Origin of the sequence: Sphingomonas sp. (assembly GCF_035998645.1) — a bacterium.
Lineage (GTDB): Bacteria > Pseudomonadota > Alphaproteobacteria > Sphingomonadales > Sphingomonadaceae > Sphingomonas.
This window is the reverse complement of the sequence record NZ_DASYHL010000005.1, coordinates 403,439-422,309: the sequence shown is the minus strand read 5'-3', so window position 1 is coordinate 422,309 and position 18,871 is coordinate 403,439. Positions and strand designations below refer to the sequence as shown.

General features: G+C 66.0%; 19 protein-coding genes. 7 read left to right on the top strand and 12 right to left on the bottom strand.

Annotated features, from left to right (window positions below):
* Positions 1–67 precede the first annotated feature (67 nt).
* From hemN to VGN66_RS15645, 4 genes are read right to left on the bottom strand one after another with little or no spacing between them, the layout of a single operon-like run.
* Positions 68–1,414, bottom strand: coding sequence for an oxygen-independent coproporphyrinogen III oxidase (hemN, locus tag VGN66_RS15660; RefSeq protein WP_327519739.1), 1,347 nt, complete (start codon positions 1,412–1,414; stop codon positions 68–70).
* Between the two features lie 4 nt (positions 1,415–1,418).
* The gene (gene cydX, locus VGN66_RS15655) at positions 1,419–1,535 is read right to left on the bottom strand and encodes a cytochrome bd-I oxidase subunit CydX (protein WP_224920034.1); all 117 of its coding nucleotides are present in this window, start codon (positions 1,533–1,535) and stop codon (positions 1,419–1,421) included.
* Positions 1,536–1,551: 16 nt separating this feature from the next.
* Positions 1,552–2,700: a cytochrome d ubiquinol oxidase subunit II gene (gene cydB / locus VGN66_RS15650; RefSeq protein ID WP_327519738.1), complete on the bottom strand. Its 1,149-nt coding sequence runs from the start codon at positions 2,698–2,700 to the stop codon at positions 1,552–1,554.
* A 25-nt stretch (positions 2,701–2,725) separates the two neighbouring features.
* Positions 2,726–4,306, bottom strand: coding sequence for a cytochrome ubiquinol oxidase subunit I (locus VGN66_RS15645; protein ID WP_327520283.1), 1,581 nt, complete (start codon positions 4,304–4,306; stop codon positions 2,726–2,728).
* 121 nt (positions 4,307–4,427) lie between these two features.
* Here VGN66_RS15645 and VGN66_RS15640 point away from each other — a divergent pair, with 121 nt between their 5' ends.
* Complete coding sequence (locus VGN66_RS15640; RefSeq protein ID WP_327519737.1) at positions 4,428–5,960, top strand: ABC transporter ATP-binding protein/permease; 1,533 nt, start codon at positions 4,428–4,430, stop codon at positions 5,958–5,960.
* Positions 5,961–5,965: 5 nt separating this feature from the next.
* Entirely contained in the window at positions 5,966–7,540 is a 1,575-nt protein-coding gene (locus VGN66_RS15635; RefSeq protein ID WP_327520282.1) for an ATP-binding cassette domain-containing protein, read from the top strand.
* Here the strand turns inward: VGN66_RS15635 and VGN66_RS15630 are convergent.
* The 3 genes from VGN66_RS15630 to VGN66_RS15620 form a co-directional block, all read right to left on the bottom strand.
* A complete protein-coding gene (locus tag VGN66_RS15630; protein WP_327519736.1) occupies positions 7,524–8,888 on the bottom strand; it encodes a DNA recombination protein RmuC in 1,365 nt (454 codons plus the stop codon). The genes VGN66_RS15635 and VGN66_RS15630 overlap by 17 nt on opposite strands.
* A gap of 80 nt (positions 8,889–8,968) precedes the next feature.
* Positions 8,969–9,433, bottom strand: a complete 465-nt coding sequence (locus VGN66_RS15625) for a DUF1465 family protein (protein WP_327519735.1) — start codon at positions 9,431–9,433, stop codon at positions 8,969–8,971.
* Positions 9,434–9,511: 78 nt separating this feature from the next.
* A complete protein-coding gene (locus tag VGN66_RS15620; RefSeq protein WP_224920028.1) occupies positions 9,512–9,709 on the bottom strand; it encodes a YdcH family protein in 198 nt (65 codons plus the stop codon).
* Positions 9,710–9,844: 135 nt separating this feature from the next.
* Here VGN66_RS15620 and VGN66_RS15615 point away from each other — a divergent pair, with 135 nt between their 5' ends.
* A complete protein-coding gene (locus tag VGN66_RS15615; protein ID WP_224920027.1) occupies positions 9,845–10,000 on the top strand; it encodes a YdcH family protein in 156 nt (51 codons plus the stop codon).
* 118 nt (positions 10,001–10,118) lie between these two features.
* Here the strand turns inward: VGN66_RS15615 and VGN66_RS15610 are convergent, their stop codons facing one another.
* The 4 genes from VGN66_RS15610 to VGN66_RS15595 form a co-directional block, all read right to left on the bottom strand.
* Positions 10,119–10,490, bottom strand: a complete 372-nt coding sequence (locus VGN66_RS15610; RefSeq protein ID WP_327519734.1) for a PilZ domain-containing protein — start codon at positions 10,488–10,490, stop codon at positions 10,119–10,121.
* Positions 10,491–10,576: 86 nt separating this feature from the next.
* A complete protein-coding gene (gene dksA, locus VGN66_RS15605; protein WP_327519733.1) occupies positions 10,577–11,038 on the bottom strand; it encodes an RNA polymerase-binding protein DksA in 462 nt (153 codons plus the stop codon).
* A 684-nt stretch (positions 11,039–11,722) separates the two neighbouring features.
* Positions 11,723–12,421, bottom strand: coding sequence for a hypothetical protein (locus VGN66_RS15600; protein WP_327519732.1), 699 nt, complete (start codon positions 12,419–12,421; stop codon positions 11,723–11,725).
* A gap of 64 nt (positions 12,422–12,485) precedes the next feature.
* Entirely contained in the window at positions 12,486–12,929 is a 444-nt protein-coding gene (locus VGN66_RS15595) for a host attachment family protein (RefSeq protein WP_327519731.1), read from the bottom strand.
* A 91-nt stretch (positions 12,930–13,020) separates the two neighbouring features.
* Here VGN66_RS15595 and serS point away from each other — a divergent pair, with 91 nt between their 5' ends.
* The 4 genes from serS to VGN66_RS15575 are packed head-to-tail and all read left to right on the top strand — an operon-like array spanning position 13,021 to position 17,167.
* On the top strand, positions 13,021–14,298 hold the full coding sequence (gene serS, locus VGN66_RS15590) for a serine--tRNA ligase (RefSeq protein WP_327519730.1): 1,278 nt from the start codon (positions 13,021–13,023) through the stop codon (positions 14,296–14,298).
* On the top strand, positions 14,295–15,059 hold the full coding sequence (gene surE / locus VGN66_RS15585) for a 5'/3'-nucleotidase SurE (protein WP_327519729.1): 765 nt from the start codon (positions 14,295–14,297) through the stop codon (positions 15,057–15,059). The genes serS and surE overlap by 4 nt, the downstream gene beginning before the upstream one ends.
* 54 nt (positions 15,060–15,113) lie before the next feature.
* Positions 15,114–16,139 (top strand): M23 family metallopeptidase, encoded by a 1,026-nt coding sequence (locus VGN66_RS15580; RefSeq protein ID WP_327519728.1) that lies wholly within the window; start codon positions 15,114–15,116, stop codon positions 16,137–16,139.
* Positions 16,136–17,167 (top strand): potassium channel family protein, encoded by a 1,032-nt coding sequence (locus VGN66_RS15575; protein ID WP_327519727.1) that lies wholly within the window; start codon positions 16,136–16,138, stop codon positions 17,165–17,167. The genes VGN66_RS15580 and VGN66_RS15575 overlap by 4 nt, the downstream gene beginning before the upstream one ends.
* 8 nt (positions 17,168–17,175) lie before the next feature.
* Here VGN66_RS15575 and VGN66_RS15570 read toward each other — a convergent pair whose 3' ends face one another.
* Positions 17,176–18,858: an ATP-binding protein gene (locus VGN66_RS15570; protein ID WP_327519726.1), complete on the bottom strand. Its 1,683-nt coding sequence runs from the start codon at positions 18,856–18,858 to the stop codon at positions 17,176–17,178.
* Positions 18,859–18,871 lie beyond the last annotated feature (13 nt).

The window sequence follows — 18,871 nt, the reverse complement described above, 5'->3', positions numbered from 1 at the left end:
GAGTTTCATGGGAGCAAGGCTAGGCCCCGTGGGCGGGGGTCACTATGAGGAGTGATACGTAGACGGATCAGACCGCCGCGCTGAACTGGCCGCGACTGACCGCGCGATAGCGGTCGAACGCGGCGGCGGCGAGGCGGGCATAGGGCGCGCCGGTTGGTGTGACTGCGATGCTCCACCCATCGCGAAGGATCACGCCCTGCTCTTCCAGTTCGTCGAGCAGCGCCGGGTCGTGGCAGAGCTGCTCCGCGGTGGTGCTGTGCCGCGCCGCGATCGCCGCGACATCGATCCGCCCGTCGCAGAGCAGGCGTTCGATCGCGTCGCCCGCCGCGGCATCATGGGCATCGCGCACCACGCCGCGAACGCCCGCCAGCTCGCCGGCCAGCACCGCCATGCGATAGCGACCGACATGCTTTTCATTCTGCACGATCGCACCATCGAACTGGCTGATCGCCGATGCGCCAAGGCCGATCAGCTTCGTGGCGCGATCGTCGGTGAAGCCCTGAAAATTGCGGCGGAGTGCCTCTGCCCGTGCTGCGACGGCGAGACTGTCATCGCGCCGGGCGAAATGGTCGAAGCCGATCGCGTCATATCCTGCCTCGACCCACAGATCATGGGCCAGCGCGCGCTGCCAGAAGCGCGCCTCTGCGCCGGGCAATTTGGTCGCGTCGATCTGCCGCTGGCGCGGAAGCATTGCGGGAAGGTGCGCATAGCCGAACATCGCGACGCGGTCAGGCGCCAGCCGTCGTGCGGCAGCGACCGTCGCGGCGATGTCGTCGAGCGTCTGACCGGGTAGGCCGTACATCAGATCGAGGTTGATGCGCTCGATCCCGGCGCTGCGCGCCTCGGCGATGGCTGAGGCGACCTTGGCGAAGGGCTGGATGCGACCAATCGCGGCCTGCACCAACGGCGCAAAGGTCTGCGCGCCGACGCTGATCCGCCCGATCCCGGCCCGTGCGAACGCATAGGCATGGGCGCGACCAAAGAAGCGCGGGTCGATTTCCGCTGCCCAGTCGGCGTCCGGCGCGATGTCGAAGCGCTGACGCAGCGTTCCGCAGATTTCGGCTAAAGCTGTTGGGCTCAGCGCATTGGGGCTGCCCCCGCCGAAATGCACCGCCGTCACCCGGCCCCGCATCCGCGCCGAAACCGTGGCGATCTCCGCCTCGATCGCGGCCCGATAGACGGCGAGCCGCTGCGGCCTCCCCACCGCCCCCGTGTTGCACCCGCAATACCAGCAGATCTGCTCGCAATAGGGGATGTGGAGGTAGAGCGAGACCGGCGTGCCCGGCGCAATGGCGTCGAGCGCGGCGGCCTGATCCCGCGCCCCCACCGCCGGTCCGAACTCGGCAGCGGTGGGGTAGCTGGTGTAGCGGGGCACCGCACGGGCGGCGAGCGCGGGCAGGTAACGGTGGGTCACCGGTTCAGCCTTCGACGATCTGGTCTTCGGACGGCGGCGAATGGAACTCGTGCCAGATGCCGTTGAGCACGGCGACGGCGACGGCCAGCGTCACGCCGAGGATCCAGGCGAAATACCACATGGCGGCTTCCTTTCGATCAATAGAAATCGGGGTTGGTGCGGACCTGTTCGATCGTCACTCGACCGAACAGCACGCGATAGACCCACGCGGTGTAGAGCAGGATGATCGGCAGAAAGACGAGCGTGACGCCCAGCATGATGAACAGCGTGGTGTGGCTGGACGATGCGTTCCACACGGTCAGGCTTGAGGTCGGATCGATCGCGCTGGGCAGGATGAATGGGAACATCGATAGACCGACGGTCCCGATGATCCCGACATTGGCGAGCGAAGAGCCAGCGAACACCAGCACGTCGCGGCGCGCGCGGATCCCTGCCAGCGCCACCAGCGGACCGACGAGCCCGATCAAAGGCGCGGCGATCATCCACGGATAGGCCGCATAATTGTCGAGCCAGGCGCCCGGCGCCGCGACCGCTCCGGCAAGGCGCGGGTTGGGCGGGCCGGCGGTGTCGATCACGCCTTCGACCCGGAAGCCAAGGCCGCCCCAGGCGACATAGAGGCCGCCAGCGAGGAACAGAACGACCGCAGCGACCGCCGCGACCTGCCCGATCACCCGCGCCCGATCGAGCACCGGCCCCTGCTCTGCCTTGAGCGACAGCCAGCCCGCGCCGTGGAGCACCAGCATCGCGACCGAGAGCAGCCCGGCGAGCAGGCTGAACGGCGTGAACAGGCCCAGCAGCGTGCCGTCATAGAAGGAGCGCAAGTCGCTATCGAGGCGGAAGGGCAGCCCGAGCAGGACGTTGCCAACCGCGACGCCGAACACCAACGCTGGCACAAAACCGCCGACGAACAGCGCCCAGTCCCAGCGCGACCGCCACTTCGGGTCCGGCCGCTTCGAGCGGTACTTGAACCCGACCGGCCGCAGGATCAGCGCGGCGAGGACGAGGAACATCGCAAGGTAGAAGCCGGAGAAGCTGACGGCGTAGACGAACGGCCAGGCGGCAAAGATCGCGCCGCCGCCGAGGATGAACCACACTTGGTTCCCCTCCCAGGTCGCGCCGACGGTGTTGATCACCATGCGGCGTTCTTCATCGGTCTTGGCAATCCAGGGCAGCAACGATGCGACGCCGAGGTCGAACCCGTCGGTGAGGGCAAATCCGATCAGCAGCACGCCCATCAGCAGCCACCAGATGACGCGGAGCGTCTCGTAATCGAGCGGTAGGGTCATGATTGGTCTCCTTGTCCCGCGCGGCTCATTCGGCCGCGACGGTCTGGAAGGGGTTGGGCGCGCCGGCGAGGACGATCGGCTCGGCTTCGGGAGCGCCATGCTCCGGGCCATGCTTGATCGCGCCGAGCATCAGCCGCACCTCGATTACCGCGAGCACGCCATAGATCAGAGTGAAGCCGATGATCGTCGTCCACACCTGCCCCACGGTCAGGCTGGATGCGGCGAGGAAGGTCGGCAGCACGCCTTCGACCGCCCAGGGCTGACGCCCGATCTCTGCGATCAGCCAGCCGGCCTGGATCGCAACCCATGGCAGCGGGATCACCCAGACTGCGGTGCGCAGGAACCATTTCCGGTCGAACTTGCGGCTATTGGCGAAGTAGAGCGCGGCACCGAAGAAGGCGATGAAGAAGAAGCCGAGCCCCGCCATGCCGCGGAACAGCCAGAACAGCACCGGCACGTTCGGAACGGTCGACCATGCCGCCTTGTCGATCGCGGCCGCATCGGCCTGACGCGGATCGGCGACATAGCGCTTGAGCAGCATCGCGTAGCCAAGATCGGCCTTGTTCCGCTCGAACTGCTCGCGCGCGGCGAGATTGGTGCGGTCGACCTTGAGCTTTTCCACCGCGTCATAGGCGTCGATGCCGCGAATGATGCGGACGCGGGCCTGTTCGACCAGCGGCGTGATGCCGGCGACCTCGCCGGTCAGGCTGCGGGTGGAAATGAGGCCCAGAACATAGGGGATCTTGACCTCGTACTTGGTCTCGCGCCCCTCATTCGACGGGATGCCGAAGATCGACAGGCCGGCTGGTGCAGGTTCGGTGTGCCAGGCGCCTTCGATCGCGGCGAGCTTCATCTTCTGGTTGTCGGTGAGCGCATAGCCGCTCTCGTCACCCAGCACGACGACCGACAGCGAAGAGGCCAGGCCAAACGCTGCCGCCACCGCGAAGCTGCGCTTGGCGAATTCGACGTGGCGACCCTTGAGCAGATACCAGGACGAGATGCCGAGCACGAAGACGGACGCGAGGACATAGCCGGCGCTGACGGTGTGGACGAACTTCGCCTGTGCGACGGGGTTGAACACCACCGCCATGAAGTCGACGACTTCCATCCGCATCGTTTCGGGATTGAAGCGCGAGCCAATCGGGTTCTGCATCCAGCCATTGGCGACGAGGATCCACACCGCCGACAGGTTCGTGCCAAGCGCGACCATGAAGGTCGTCAGCAGATGTTGCCGCTTGGACAATTTGTCCCAACCGAAGATCATCAGGCCGATAAAGGTTGCCTCAAGGAAAAACGCCATCAGCCCTTCGATCGCGAGCGGCGCGCCGAACACGTCGCCGACATAATGCGAGTAATAGGCCCAGTTCATGCCGAACTCGAATTCCATCGTGATGCCGGTGGCAACGCCGATCGCGAAGTTGATTCCGAACACTTTTCCCCAAAAACGCGTGATATCGCGCCAGATCGGGCGGTCGGTGATCACATAAACCGTCTCCATGATCACCAGCATGAAGGCGAGGCCGAGCGTCAGCGGCACGAACAGGAAGTGATACATTGCCGTGAGCGCGAACTGGAGCCGCGACAGCTCGACAACTGCCATATCTATCATCGTCATTTCCCCCCTTTTGCGGGACGTGTACCGCGCTGCCCTAGGTGGCGCGCTGGCATGCCGACATCGGGAATAGTACGGACTCGACCCGGCATCCGATTAGGCGGAAGGACCACCCATGCGAAAAGGCAGTCGCGCCGGAGGCTTCTGGCTTCTCGATATTGGTGGCGCTGCGGCCTTTGCCTGGGGGCTGGCGGCGGCCGTTTCCGCGTTGACCGACGGATCGACGCCGCTGACCGGCATTCTTGCAATGCTGGGCGGCGGCGGGATCCGTGCGCTGTCGGGCTTTGCCGCCCAGTCGCTCGCGATTCGTGAGGCGCAGCGCAGCGTCGCGCCGTTGCGCGCGCGGCTGCATCGCCGCCTGCTCGGCGAGCCGCTTCCCCGCGCCATCCCGATCGGCGAAAGTGCCGCGATCGCAATCGACCATGTCGACCGGATCGAGGCGCATGCCGCGCGATTCCTGCCCGTCCGGTATGCGGCGGCGATGGGGCCGCTGCTGGTCGCGGGTTGCGTCGCGCTCGCCAGCCCGATTGCAGCCGCGATCCTGATCGGGACGCTGATCCCGTTCATCCTTGGCATGATCCTGGCGGGCACGATGGCGCGCCGCGCCGCCGACGCCCAGCTCCGCGCGCTGGAGCAGCTGTCCGAGTTGTTCGTCGAACGGCTGCGCAGCCTGGCGATGATCCGGCATTTCGGCGCAGGCGAGCGGATCACGCGGCAGATCGGTGCCGCGACATCCGGCGTCGCGACACGCACGCTCGCGGTGCTGCGAATCGCGTTTCTCTCCAGCGCGGTGCTCGAGTTTTTCGCGGCGCTCTCGGTCGCTTTGGTTGCGGTCTATTGCGGGTTCAGCCTGCTCGGCATCCTGCCCTTCCCTGTCCCGGAGACGCTGACCTTTCGCGAGGCGCTGTTCGCGCTGGCGCTGGCGCCCGAATTCTACCTGCCGATGCGCAGGCTTGCCGCCGCCTATCATGAAAAGCAGTTGGGCGAGGCCGCACATGCGGTGGTCGATCCGCTCTGCGCGCCGCTGCCGGCATTAGCTGGCACGCCCGCTTCGTTTTCCGGGATCGAGGTCGCGGGCCTGGTCATCGCATGGCCCGGCGCGCGCATTGGCCCGGTGTCGTTCAGCCTTGGTAAGACCGGCATGGTCGCGCTCACCGGCCCGACGGGCAGCGGTAAGACCAGCGTGCTCGCCGCCTGCGCAGGACAGGTCGCCGCGTCGGAGGGCTCCGTGTCGGCCATCGCCGGGCCTGACATCGCCTGGGCGGCACAGCGCCCGCTGGTGGTGCCGGGCACGCTGCGCGACAACCTCGCGCTTGCCCGGCCCGATGCGCGCGATGCCGAAATTCTGGAGGTATGCCACCGCGTCGGGCTCGACCCGCTGCTCGCGGCGCGCGGCGGGCTGGACCTGCCACTCGATCACCGCGCGGCGGGATTGTCGGGGGGCGAGCTGCGCAGGCTTGGCCTCGCCCGCGCGCTGCTGTCGCACCGACCACTGCTGTTGTGTGACGAGCCGACCGCCGATCTCGATGCCGCCAGCGCCGCGCAGATCACGGCGTTGCTCAAGGAACTCGCCAAGACCCATGCGATTCTGGTCGTGACCCACGATATGGCGCTCACCGCGCATGCGCAGACGGAGGTGCGGCTGTGAGAGCAATGGACCACATCGCGGCGCAATTGGGGATCGGGCGTCGCGTCGGCCTTGGCTGGCCGTTGCTGCTGGCCGGGATCGCGGCGGCGGCATCGGTGGCGCTGCTCGGCATTTCGGGCTGGTTCCTGACCGGTTCGGCAATCGCTGGAGCGGGCGGATTGGCGGCGGTGACCGCGTTCAACTATTTGCTGCCCAGTGCCGCGATCCGCGCGCTCGCCATCGCGCGCACTGCGGCCCGTTATGGCGAGCGGCTGACCAGCCATAGTGCCGCGCTGACGGCGATGGCGGGGCTGCGCACGCGGCTGTTCGGCACGCTCGCCGCCGCTGACCCACGGAGTGCTCCGGATCTTGCCAGCGGTGAGGCCAGCGCGCGGCTGATCGACGATATCGAGGCGATCGAGGATCTGGTCGTGCGCCGCTCGGCGCTGCCCGGCGCACTGGTTGGCGGGGTGGTCGCGACGGGCTGTATCGCGTTGTCCGGGTGGCGCGCGGCGGTTGCGTTCGTCGTGCTTGCGGGGATCGGCCTGATCGTCGGTGCAGCGCTGGCGCGGCGAGTGAGCGCCGGCCCCGCCCGGGCCGCAGCGCAAGCGCGCGGTCGGGTGCGGGATCGCTATGTCGAACTGGCTGCGGCCCGGCCCGAGATCATCGCCTATGGGCTGGCCGATCGCGTGGAGGCAGCGCTGTCCGATGATCTCGCCGCGCTCGACGCGGCGCGGCGGTCACTCGCGCGGGGCGAAGCGGCGCTGAACGGGCTTGTCGCGCTATGGAGCGCGCTGCTGGCAGTCGTGATCTTGCTGGTCGCCGACAACGGTCCCGCGCTGGCAGCGTTGGCAGCGCTTGCCGCCTTTGCCGGAAGCGAGGCGCTCGCAATCCGGGTACGCAGTGCGTTGCGGGAGGCGGTGGTGGGTGAAGGACTGGCGCGTGTGGGGGCGCTGGCGGCCATCGCGCCTCAGCCCGCGCCGGAGCCGGGCGCTGCCGCCCTTCCACTCCGGATCGGGGACATCGACCTTGAACCGGGAGCGCGGCTCGTTGTCACGGGCGACTCTGGCAGCGGCAAGACCACACTGGTCGAGACGCTTGCCGGGCTGCGTTCCGCACCGCTCCCGCTCAGCGTCGGCGCGGCGCCGGTGGCACAGGCCGAAGCCTCAACTCTTGCGGCGCAATTCGCGCTCGCCCCGCAATCAGCGCAGCTGATCGCCGGCACGATCGGCGACAATCTCCGCCTTGCGCGGCCGGGAGTCGATGAAGCCGCGATGTGGGCCGCGCTGGACGTCGTTCGCCTCGCCGACCGCGTGCGCACCATGCCCGGCGGCCTCGACTGCCCGATCGGTGAGGGCGGCGGAACGCTGTCAGGCGGCGAACAGAAGCGCCTGTCGCTCGCCCGCGCTTTGCTGGCGAACCGCCCCTGGCTGATCGCGGACGAGCCCAGCGAAGGGCTCGACCCGGCGACCGAGGCCGAACTGGTCGCGCGGCTGGATGCGTGGCTGACGCAGACCGGCACCGGCCTGATCCTGGTGTCGCACCGCCCTGCCCCGCGCGCGCTGTGCCCGCAGTCGCTGGCGCTTACTCCGCAGCCTTGAGCGTCTTCTCGGCATCCGGCTCCGCCGCCGTGGCATGGCTGGCGAGCAGTTCGACCGGCGGCACGCTCTCGATCTCCCGCGCGCCGGTTTCGATATTATAGTCTCTGAGCTTGCGCGCCGACACGAGCGCGCGGCTTTCGAGCGAGCTGGCGAAGGCGTTGAAATTCTTGACCGCAGTGTTGAGCCCGCTGCCGACTGTACGCAGGTCGCCCAGCGCCTTGGCAAGGCGGTCGTAGAGTTCCTTGCCCAGCGCACCGATCTCGCGCGCATCCTTGGCCAGCATCTCCTGCCGCCACACCGCCGCCACCGTCCGCGCGATCGCGATCAAATTGGTCGGCGTCGCCAGCAGCACGCGCTTCTCGAACGCAAAGTCCCACAGCGCCGAGTCATGTTCCAGCGCAGCTGACAGGAAATGCTCGCCGGGCACGAACATGATCACATAGTCGGGTGCATCGTCGAACTGGTTCCAATAGGCCTTGTTGCCCAGCGCGTTGATATGGGTCTTCATCGATGCGGCGTGCGCGGCGAGGCCGATATTGCGCTCGCTTTCATCCACCGCCCCGAACGCATCCTGATAGGCGTTGAGCGATACCTTTGCATCGATCACCAGCGACTTGCCCCCCGGCACCCGCACGATCGCATCGGGGCGTAACCGCCCGCCATCCTCACCCGCGACGTTCACCTCCAGGTTGAAATCGGTGTGTTCGGCCAACCCGCACGTTTCCAGCACATTCTTCAACTGCTGCTCGCCCCAGCGCCCGCGCGACTTGGGGGCGTTGCGCAGCGAGTTGACGAGCTTCGCCGCCTCGCTGCTCACCCGCTCCTGCCCGATCCGCATCTGTTCGATCTGGCCCTTGAGCTCGCCGAACGCGTCGCGGCGCTCCGCCTCGACCTTGGCGACACCTTCTTCATAGCGCTGCAGCCGCTCGGTCACTGGCTGAAGCAGCGCCTTGAGGTTCTGGCCCGCGACGCCTTCCGATTCCTTGAACCGGTCCTCAGCACGCTTGAGGAAGGCGGCCTGGGTCTCCGCGAGCATCGTCCCCGCCACTTCGCGGAACTGGCCGGTCAGCCTTTCCTCCAGCCCGTCGGCTTTGACCCGCAGCTCCGCCAGCTCGATCCGCGCCGCGTCGCGCTGGTCACGGATCGTGTCGAGCTGGTCGCGCAGTTCCGGGATTTCCTTCGCGCGCTCCTCGGCGGCGGCGAGATCGGCGATTGCTGCCTTGAAGTCCCCCTCACGCCGGTCGCGTTCGGCGCGCAGCGTCGCCGCCGCGCGGCTCCCCGCAAACCAGCCGAGCAACGCCCCGACCACCAGCGTCACCAGCAACGCCAACACGACTTCAATCGACACGCATCTTCCCTTCGGTTCCGTACACGACGGAACATAGCCCGAACGCGTGTCGGGTTACAGGGTTAATCGAACTGCGGGAATTAGAAGGCGTGGGCGAGCCGGTCGAGCATCGAGCGTGCGGGGCTGATCGGAATCCCGGCAACCTCGTCCTGCGCGGCGTCGAGCCGGGCGATGCGGCGGTGCAGGTCGATGCTGGCGGCGATCAGATGCTGGGCGCCGACCGGCATTGCCTCGAGCGCGGCTGCGTCGGTCACCGGCGCCTCACCGAGCCGGCGCGACGGGTCGCGTGCGTCGCCCGGTGCGATCTCCCCCGCCGCGACCGCGCGCTGGGTCAGCAGCCACGCGATGCTGTGCATCAGCCGTGTGGTGACCTTGAGCGACTCGCATGAGAAGACGACGCGGTCCATTGCACCCAACATGTCGCGCTGTTCGCGCCCCACCACGTCGAAATAGGCACGCGCCTCATCGGCGAGCAGCATCGACTCGGTATAGAGCGAGTCGATCAGTGCGCGCTGAACGCGCATGGTTTCCACTTCACCGGTCATGGACATAAACGCTGACAGAAAGAGCTCATTAACGAAATAGGGATTTGCACGGCCCCCATGTCCCAAAGCGACGCGGGATCAGGCGATGATGTCGGGGATCAGCTGATCCTCAAGCATCGCGATCTCGTCACGCAGCAGCAATTTGCGCTTTTTCAGGCGTGCGATCTGGAGCTGATCGGGCATCGTCGTGGTGATGAGCGCATCGATCGCGACATCGAGATCGCGATGGTCGACGCGAAGCAGCTCAAGCCGCCGTAAAATCTCGCTTTCGTCCATCACTCGCCTATCCCCGGACTCAACCCGTCGCATGTCGCCGTTGCCCTGTCGATGGGTAGTTTTGCAAGGGGCGACAAGCCCTGCGAATCGTGATCTACTCGATATTCCCCCAACCAGAGCAGGAGGATTGCTTCCATGCAGAACGCGCATCTCTCGGCACTTGAGGCCAAGCATGCATCACTCGACCGGCGGATTGTCGCCGAGTCGCAGCGGCCGGCGCCCGATCAGATCGTCATCGCCGACCTGAAGCGTCGCAAGCTCAAGCTGAAGGAAGAAATCGCGTTTAGCTGACGCGGCTCACCGGGTTGCCCCGCTTATGCGGGGCGGCCCATCGGTGCCGGTTTGTCGGCGCAATGAAGCCCGAAATATCCGACCGACGCCCGCGCCACATCAAGCGCACCGACGCGGTTTAACCCCGAAAAATCTGCGGCTTTGCGTAGTGCGGCGTGCCCTGTGCATGCCCGACCGGCTTGCGTGCCAATAGCGGATCAATCGGACGGTCGAACGCAATCCCGATCCGGCCCTCCGCGTTCCATGCGATATAGCCGCGGGTCCAGCCGACGCCGCGCACATTAATCTCCACCGGCGTTCCTGAATCAACAGGGTCGCTATACTCAGCCATCAACCCGCCCGCCGAGAGGTTGCGCACGCGAACCGGAACCTCGACCTGTTCGATGCGCAGCGTTGCAGCGAGAAACAGGCTGTCGCGCACCGCATTGCGCTGGCTTGCCGGATCGTCGCTGAAGCGTCCGCTCAATGGGTCGGAAGAGAACTGGTCCATCTGCCGCTCGTGTTCACGTGTTACGCGCGTAGTTTAGAGCAACAATGACTATCGAAACCGTTAACCCGCGGAGGAAAACGCCGCGCTCACTCCTCGCGCGACACCTTTTCATTCCGCTCGTGGCGCTCCTGCGCATCGACAGTCATCGTCGCGATCGGACGGGCTTCGAGCCGGGCGAGACTGATCGGCTCGCCGCTCACCTCGCAATAGCCATATTCGCCCTCTTCGATCCGCCGCAGCGCCGCGTCGATCTTTGAGATCAGCTTGCGCTGGCGGTCGCGGGTGCGCAGCTCGATCGACCAGTCGGTCTCGCTCGACGCGCGATCGGTCAGGTCCGCTTCACGGAGCGAGTCGACCTGAAGCTGGTTGAGCGTCCCCGCCGCCTCACGATGGATCGCATCCTTCCAGGCGAGCAGTTTCTCACGAAAATATTGCTGCTGGCGCGCGTTCATGAACGGTTCGTCGGCAGTCGGACGATAGCCGTCAGGCAAATCGTTCGCAGCGACAGGCTTTTCAGGATCGTCGCGGTGATCGAAAACGGTCGCCATCCCACACTCCACAACGGGATCGGATGGCTGGGCCGATCGCAATCCCCTTATCCCCGCGCGCCCTATATCCGGGCAAATTGGGTATCACAAGCTACCGAATCCACAGATTCGTGCGCCAAGCCGTTCTTGGCACGCGGGAAATTACGCCGCGCTGAACCAACGTGCAGTTTTCTCCCAACAAACTTCGAACCTTGGTTAAAGCATTGAGTAGCCGCAAACGTCCATTCCGTCCCTTTAAGACACATTAACCATAGATGACCCTTGGTCTCTGCAAATATTGGTGTGGATAGCGTCGAAATTTTGGTTAACGACATTGCACTTAATACTTTCTTCTGCACTTTTACCGCAATGGTCCGCCAAACCGGTGCAGCGCGCACCAATCGGCGGCTTGGGACAAGAGAGAAGCACAATGTCGGTTCGGATGGCCTTGGCAAAACTGTGCGCCTGCGCATGCGGCGGCGCCGTAGTTGGTGGCGGAGCGGTGCATGTCGCCGAAACCCGCGCAGAGCGCAGCTATCAGCAGCAGCGCCAGTCGGTGAAGCAGGGTGTCGTTCAGCGCCGCGTCGTCAAGCGCCCACTGCGCAAGCGCGTCGTCCGCCGCACCGTGACAACCACCGCGCAGTGCCAGCCCCAGGTCGTAACCGTTACCACGCAGGGAACCGCAATCCCCCTGCCCCCGCCCACCTATGGATCGAGCGGCGAGATGCCGGTCGTCGGCGGCGGCGGTGGTGGCGCCGCGGCGGCCGTGACCGGCGGCGGCGGCGGCGGCTTTGTCGGTGGCTTCTTTGCGGGCGGCTTCTTCGGCGGATCGAGCGGCGGCAGTGGCGCATCGGGCAGCGGCGGTATTGTCATCTCCTCGACCAGCAGCACCAGCGGTGGCTCGACCTCAACCTCGGGCGGATCGACTTCGACTTCGTCCGGCGGATCGTCCACATCGACCGGCGGCCTGTCGAGCACCAGCACGTCATCGACTGGCGGGTCCTCGACCAGTTCGGCCTCGGGCGGCTCTTCGGGCAATGTCTCGTCGGCTTCGGGCGGCTCTTCGGGGAACGTGTCATCGGCATCGAGCGGGGACGTGTCGTCGTCCGCCTCGTCGTCGGGTGATGTCTCGTCGTCAACCTCGGCATCGTCATCGGGGGACGTCTCGACCTCCTCGTCCACCTCGTCCGCGTCATCGACCTCGGCCTCGTCTTCGGGCGACGTATCGTCGTCGACGTCCAGCGGCTGGAGCACGTCGAGCGGCTGGAGCACCTCGACTTCGAGCAGCACGTCTTCGGGTACGTCGAGCGGGACCAGCAGTTCGTCGGGCGGCCCCGATCCGGTTCCCGCGCCGCCGATGGTGTTGCTGTTCGGCGCGGCCGCAGCGGCGCTAGTGGTGCGCAAACGGTTCCAGAACCGCAAGGCAAAGGACGCCGCGGCGGCTGAATAAGCGCCGCGGCGACCCGGCTTAGTCGGCGTTCATCAGCGCCTGTTCGATGTCCGGAATCGGATGGCCGGTCAGCGTCTTGTCGATTTCACCCGTCAGCCGCTCGCTGACTTCCTTGTGATAATGTTTGCGCAGTTCGCCCAAAGTACGGGGCGGCGCGATGATGATCAGCGATTCGAAATCGTTGTTCAGCGCGCGCTTTTTGAGCAATTCCGCCGTTTCCGCCGCGAACCGGTCTTCCTCAAGCTGGTGGAAGTCGGTCTCTTCATAGGCACTGCGGCCCGTCCCGACGCTTGAATGCGTGCGACCCGGGGTGTCGGTGCCCTGCTCGCGATCCGGCGGATTATCCTGAACCCGCTTGCGCTCGACCTGCAGATTGAGATGCACCGCATCGCCCTCGTTCCTCAGGAACAGCATCTTGCGGCCATCGGCGACCACGACCATTGCGTTATGGGGAACCTGCATCGGTGTTTCTCCTGGTTATGTTGTGCAGGATGAACGCACGCCGTGCGCGCCGGGTTGCCTAGCCCCGCGCGGCTCGCCATAGCCTGCGCCCATGCACGACATCCGCGCCATCCGAGAGAACCCCGAGGCGTTCGACGCCGCCCTTGCCCGCCGTGGCGCCGAGCCGCAGGCCGAAATGCTGGTCGCTCTCGACGAAGCCCGCCGCGCGCTGACCACGCAGCAGCAGGAGGCGCAGACGCGCCGCAACGACCTGTCGAAGCAGGTCGGCCAGGCCAAGGCAGCAAAGGACGAGGCGCGCGCACAGGCGCTGATGGCGGAAGTCGCGGGACTCAAGCAGACGCTGGAGGACCTCAATCTCGCGCAGGGTGCGGCGGACGAAGCGCTGCGGACCGCGCTCGCCGCGATCCCCAACCTGCCCGCCGCCGATGTTCCGGAAGGTGCGAACGAGGACGACAACCAGCTCGTCCACACGATCGGTACGCAGCCGGCCTTTATCTTCGGCCCGCGCGAACATCACGAGTTCGGCCCGGCGCTCGGCCTCGATTTCGACACCGGCGCGATGCTCGGCGGATCGCGCTTCACCCTGCTGCGCGGCCCGGCGGCGAAGCTGCACCGCGCGCTCGGCCAGTTCATGCTCGACACGCTGACCGGCGATCATGGCTATGACGAGTGCGTGCCGCCGGTGCTGGTGCGCGACGAGATCATGTTCGGGACCGGCCAGTTGCCGAAGTTCGCCGAGGATTCGTTCCGCACCACCGATGGCCGCTGGCTGATCCCGACATCGGAAGTCAGTCTGACCAACAGCGTGCGCGAGCAGATTTTGAGCGGCGAGGAACTCCCGCTGCGGCTCACGGCGCTGACCCCCTGTTTCCGCTCCGAAGCGGGCGCAGCTGGCCGAGACACGCGCGGCTTCATCCGTCAGCACCAGTTCGAAAAGGTCGAGATGGTGTCGATCACGACGCCCGAACAGTCGGAGGCGGAGCATGAGCGCATGACCGCGTGCGCTGAGGATATCCTGACCCGGCTCGGCCTGTCCTTCCGCCGCATGCTGCTGTGCGCAGGCGATATGGGGTTCAGCGCGACGCGGACCTATGACCTTGAGGTGTGGCTGCCGGGCCAGGCGCGCTATCGCGAGATTTCGTCCTGTTCGACCTGCGGCGACTTCCAGGCGCGCCGGATGAACGCGCGCTACCGCAATGCTGAGGGCAAACCGGCGTTTGTCCATACGCTCAACGGATCGGGCCTCGCGGTCGGCCGCACGTTGGTGGCGGTACTGGAGAATTATCAGCAGGAGGATGGCGCGGTGGCGGTGCCTGAGGTGCTCCAGCCCTATCTGCGCGGCGTGAACCGGCTTGAGCCGCGCGGGTGAGGATCCTTCTCACCAATGATGACGGCGTCCATGCCCATGGCCTTGAGGTGCTCGAGCGCCTCGCCCGCACTCTATCCGACGACATCACCATCGTCGCGCCACTGGAGGAGCAATCGGGCAAGGGCCGCTCGCTCAGCCTGACCGATCCCGTGCGTCTGCGCCGCTTCGGCGATCGTCGCTTTGCCGTCACCGGCACGCCAACCGATGCGGTGATGATGGCGCTGGCCGAGATCATGAAGGACGGTCCACCCGACCTGATCCTGTCCGGCGTCAATCGCGGCGCGAATCTGGGTGAGGATGTCAGCTATTCCGGCACCGTGTCGGCGGCGATGGAGGGCGCGCTCGCGGGTATCCGCTCGATCGCATTGAGCCAGCGCTACGCCGCGCTCGCGCCGGGCGAGCGGGTGAGTTTCGAGGCGGCGGAGTTATGGGGCGAGCGTGTGCTGCGCCCGCTGATCGCGGCGGACTGGGCACCGCGCACGCTGATGAACGTCAACTTCCCGCCGATCCCGGCCAGCGATGTGGCTGGAATCAAGCCGGTCGGACAGGGCCTGCGCGACTACGGACGGCTCCGACTCGACAAGCGCACCGACCCGCGCGGGTTCGACTATTATTGGTTCGGCCTTGGCCGCGTGCCGCACTCGCCGGTCGCCGATACCGACCTTGAGGCGATCGAGCAGGGCTGGATTACCGTTACGCCCCTGCATCTGGACCTGACGCATCGTGAATCGCTTGTTATGCTTAACCGGACATTTGGCTAAGCCGGGCGGGATATGCGGGGGAACAGCAACAGGGCGGGATTGATTGCGGCGCTGGTGCTGGCACCGCTGACGGCCGGGTGCATTCCGCCGGGAGCGGCGCCCGCCGCCCGTCCCGCTCCCGAACCCCGGCAAGCTGATCCCACCACCGCCCCGCGCCGTGAGGCCGATGTTTCGGCATTGCCCGCGCCGGTCTCGGCATGGGAGGCCCGCCGCGTCACCGCCGATGCCCGCGCGATCGCGGCGTCGGAATATGTCGTCGTTCCCGGCGATACGCTGCGCCGAATCGCGGACCGGACCGGCGCAGGGTCGGAGGCGATCGCGCGCGCCAACAACCTGCCCCCGCCCTATACGATCCGCATCGGCCAGCGGCTGTCGATCCCCGGCGGGCGCTATCACCTTGTTCGTTCGAGCGAGACCGGCATCGCCATCGCCCGCGCCTATGGCGTCGAATGGGGCCGGATCGTGACCGAGAACGACCTGGCCGAACCCTATATCCTGCGCACCGGCATGCGCCTGCTGATCCCGGGCGATCCGCGGACGATGACGATCGAAGAGCGCGCCGCCGCGTTCCGGCTCGACATCGACGACATCGTCACCGGTGGTCAGCCCGCGATTGCCGAGCGTGCACGTCCCACACGCCCCACTGCATCCTCCGCGCGCATTCTTCCCCCGGACGCCGCCGTTGCGGCACCGGCAACGCTACGCGGTGGCTTTGCCTGGCCCGCGCGCGGCACGATCATTCGCCGCTTTGGCCCGATCGCGAGCGGCGAGCGCAGTGACGGGATCAAGATCGCGGTGCCGCTCGACACCCCGATCCTCGCCGCCGCCGACGGTACCGTCGCCTATGTCGGCAGCGAGATTCCTTCGCTCGGTGGCCTCGTGATCCTTCAGCATGGCAGCGGCTGGACCAGCGTCTACGGCCATGCCGGCCAGTTGCTCGTCCAGCGCGGGCAGAGCGTGAAGCGCGGTCAGATGATCGCCCTGTCCGGCGACAGCGGAACGAACCGCCCGCAATTGCATTTCGAACTGCGAGAGGGCCGCAACCCGGTCGATCCGCTACCGAGACTGCCCAGCCGTTGAGCCGCAATCGCATCCCGACCCATGCGGCGCTCCGGCGCAAGTCGCGCATTTCGCCGTGGGTGTCGATCGCGTGGCGGGTCGGGGCGGTACTGGGCCTCTATGCCTTCGCGGTGGCCTTCCACTGGTTCGACCGCGAGGGGCTGCGCGACAATTTCGACGAGCATATCAGCTTTCTCGATATCATCTATTTCACGATGATCTCGATCACCACGACCGGCTATGGTGACATCGTCCCGATCTCGCCCGGCGCGCGGATGTTCGACGCGCTGGTGGTGACGCCGATCCGCATCTTCGTCATTCTGATCTTCATCGGCACGACCTACCAATTCATCCTCAAACGCACATGGGACAGTTGGCGCATGGCCCAGATCCAAAAGATGCTCACCGACCACATCGTCGTCGCCGGATACGGCAAGACCGGGTCCGACGCGGTCAACGAGCTGGTCGCGCGCGGCATCGACCCCGCCTGTATCGTCGTTATTGACGGCAGCGAGCACGCGCTGGCCCGTGCCGAAGAGGCGGGGTGCAACGTGCTGGTGGGCGATGCGACCCGCGACCAGACGTTGCAGGACGTGCGCATCGGTGAGGCAAAGACGCTGATCGTCGCCACCGGGCGCGACGATACCTCGATCCTCGTCACCCTGACCGCCCGCCACCTCGCCCCCAAGGTGCCGATTTCGATCATCATCAAGGCGGACGATAATGAGTTTCCGGCGCGCGCAGCCGGGGCGAACACCGTGATCAACCCGGTCAGCTTCGCCGGCCTGCTGCTCGCCGGATCGGTCGAAGGGACGCATGTCGCTGACTATATGCTCGACCTCGCCTCGGTCGACGGGCGCGTGCATTTGTCGGAGCGCCGCGTCACGACGGCGGAGGTTGGTAAGCCGCTGTCGACGATCACCACGGGCCTAGGCGTGCGCATCTATCGCGACGGGGTGCCGCACGGGTTCTTCGAGCCGGAAGCACAGGCGTTGTGCGAAGACGATGTGATCGTCGAGATTATCCCGACGGGCGTCGCGTCCAGCTAGCAGGTCCGTCAATCCAGCGTCGGAAGCGCGCTTTCACGTTTCACGGTGATGCTGATCGTCGCGCCCTGCCCGCGGTTCCACGCTTTCAACTCGCCGCCATGCACCTCGATGATTCGTCGGCAAATCGACAGGCCAATGCCCAGCCCGTGCTCGGCCTTGGTCGAGATGAATGGCAGATTGAACTGCTCGAGCACGCTGTCGGGAAAGCCCGGGCCGTCATCCTCCACCCGGATTTCGAGCATATCATTGGGAAGGATGTCGCATGATATCCGGATCTCCCGCCGATCGGCCGGCAACGGGGCCAGCGCCTCTTCGGCGTTGCGGATCAGATTGACCAGAACTTGCTGGATCTGGATCCGGTCCATCAGCACGCGGGTCTGCCCATAGCCACCGGAATAGAGGATGCGCGCGCGCGGCCCGGCATTGCCGCCACGGGCCAGTTCGATCGCGTCGTAGATAACCGGATCGAGCAGCTCGACGCGCAACTCCGCACTCCCCTTCGACAGATAGTCGCGAATGCGCCGGATGATGTCGCCCGCGCGGGCGATCTGGCCGCGTACCTGATGGAGCTGCGACGCAACCCCTTCGCGCGTCCCGTCACCCCGGATCATCAGTTCGCCCACCGCCAGATAGTTCGACGCCGCGGTCAGTGGTTGATTGAGCTCATGCGCCAACCCCGCCGCCATCTCGCTCAGCGACGACACGCGCGCGGAATGTGCGAATTCGTTGCGCATCATATCGATCCGGCGCTGTGCCTGTTCCTGATTGATGATGTGCCGGAAGTAGAGCACGAGCAGCGCGCCGACCACCAAGGTCAACGCGGTGGCGAAGCTCAGGAACCAGCCCGCCCGGCGCGCAGCCGGGGCAAGCACATCCGCCTCACCTACGCCAGATGTGACAAATATGGGGTAGTTGGAAAGCCGCTGATGGCTGAACAGCCTCCGCTCACCGTCGAGCACGCTCGGCCCCCAATAATCCCCCATCGGGTTCGCCAGCTGGCGCTGCATGACCAGAGTAAACTGCACGTTCTGCCCCCAGGTCACCCTGCTGCCTTCGCGTCGGGCCAAGGTCATGCCCTTCAGCGAGATGATCGAGATGAGGTCTGCCGCCCGATAATTGAGCCCGACGTTGAAATCGACCAAGCGTTGCGCAGGAATCTCCACCGCCGCGATGCCCCGGAACTTCCCATGCTCATCGCGAAGCGACCGGGCGATCAGCAGCACGGTTTCGCCGGTTTGGCGTCGCAGAATGGGATCTGAAATGGCACGCTCGCGCCCCGGCGTGTCACGTAAGTCACGAAAGACGCGAAGCCTTCTCAAATCTGGGGGCTCGCCGTCCCCGGCGCTGAAGCGAACATTGCCATCCGCGTCGGCAATTTGCGCACCGACAATCGCCGGATCAAAGTAACGCGGTAGGACGATCTGGCGCGGGCTCGCAGCTTCCTGTGCGCGCGCCTGTTCCCCATAGCGTTGATCAAGATATACCGTGGCAAGTTCCGCGGCCTCCAGCGTCTTGCTCACATATTGACCGAATGCGACCACTCGCCCCCGGTTTTCGCGTACCGCCGCCTCAGCCGCAGCGGCGCGATCCTCCATGATCTGCCAGATCACCGTCACCCAAGCGACGATGATGAACAGCGTGCCCGTGATCGTCACGATCCGCGCGGCTGGCTGACGAAGGATCGTCAGCATGATGTTCGGTGCC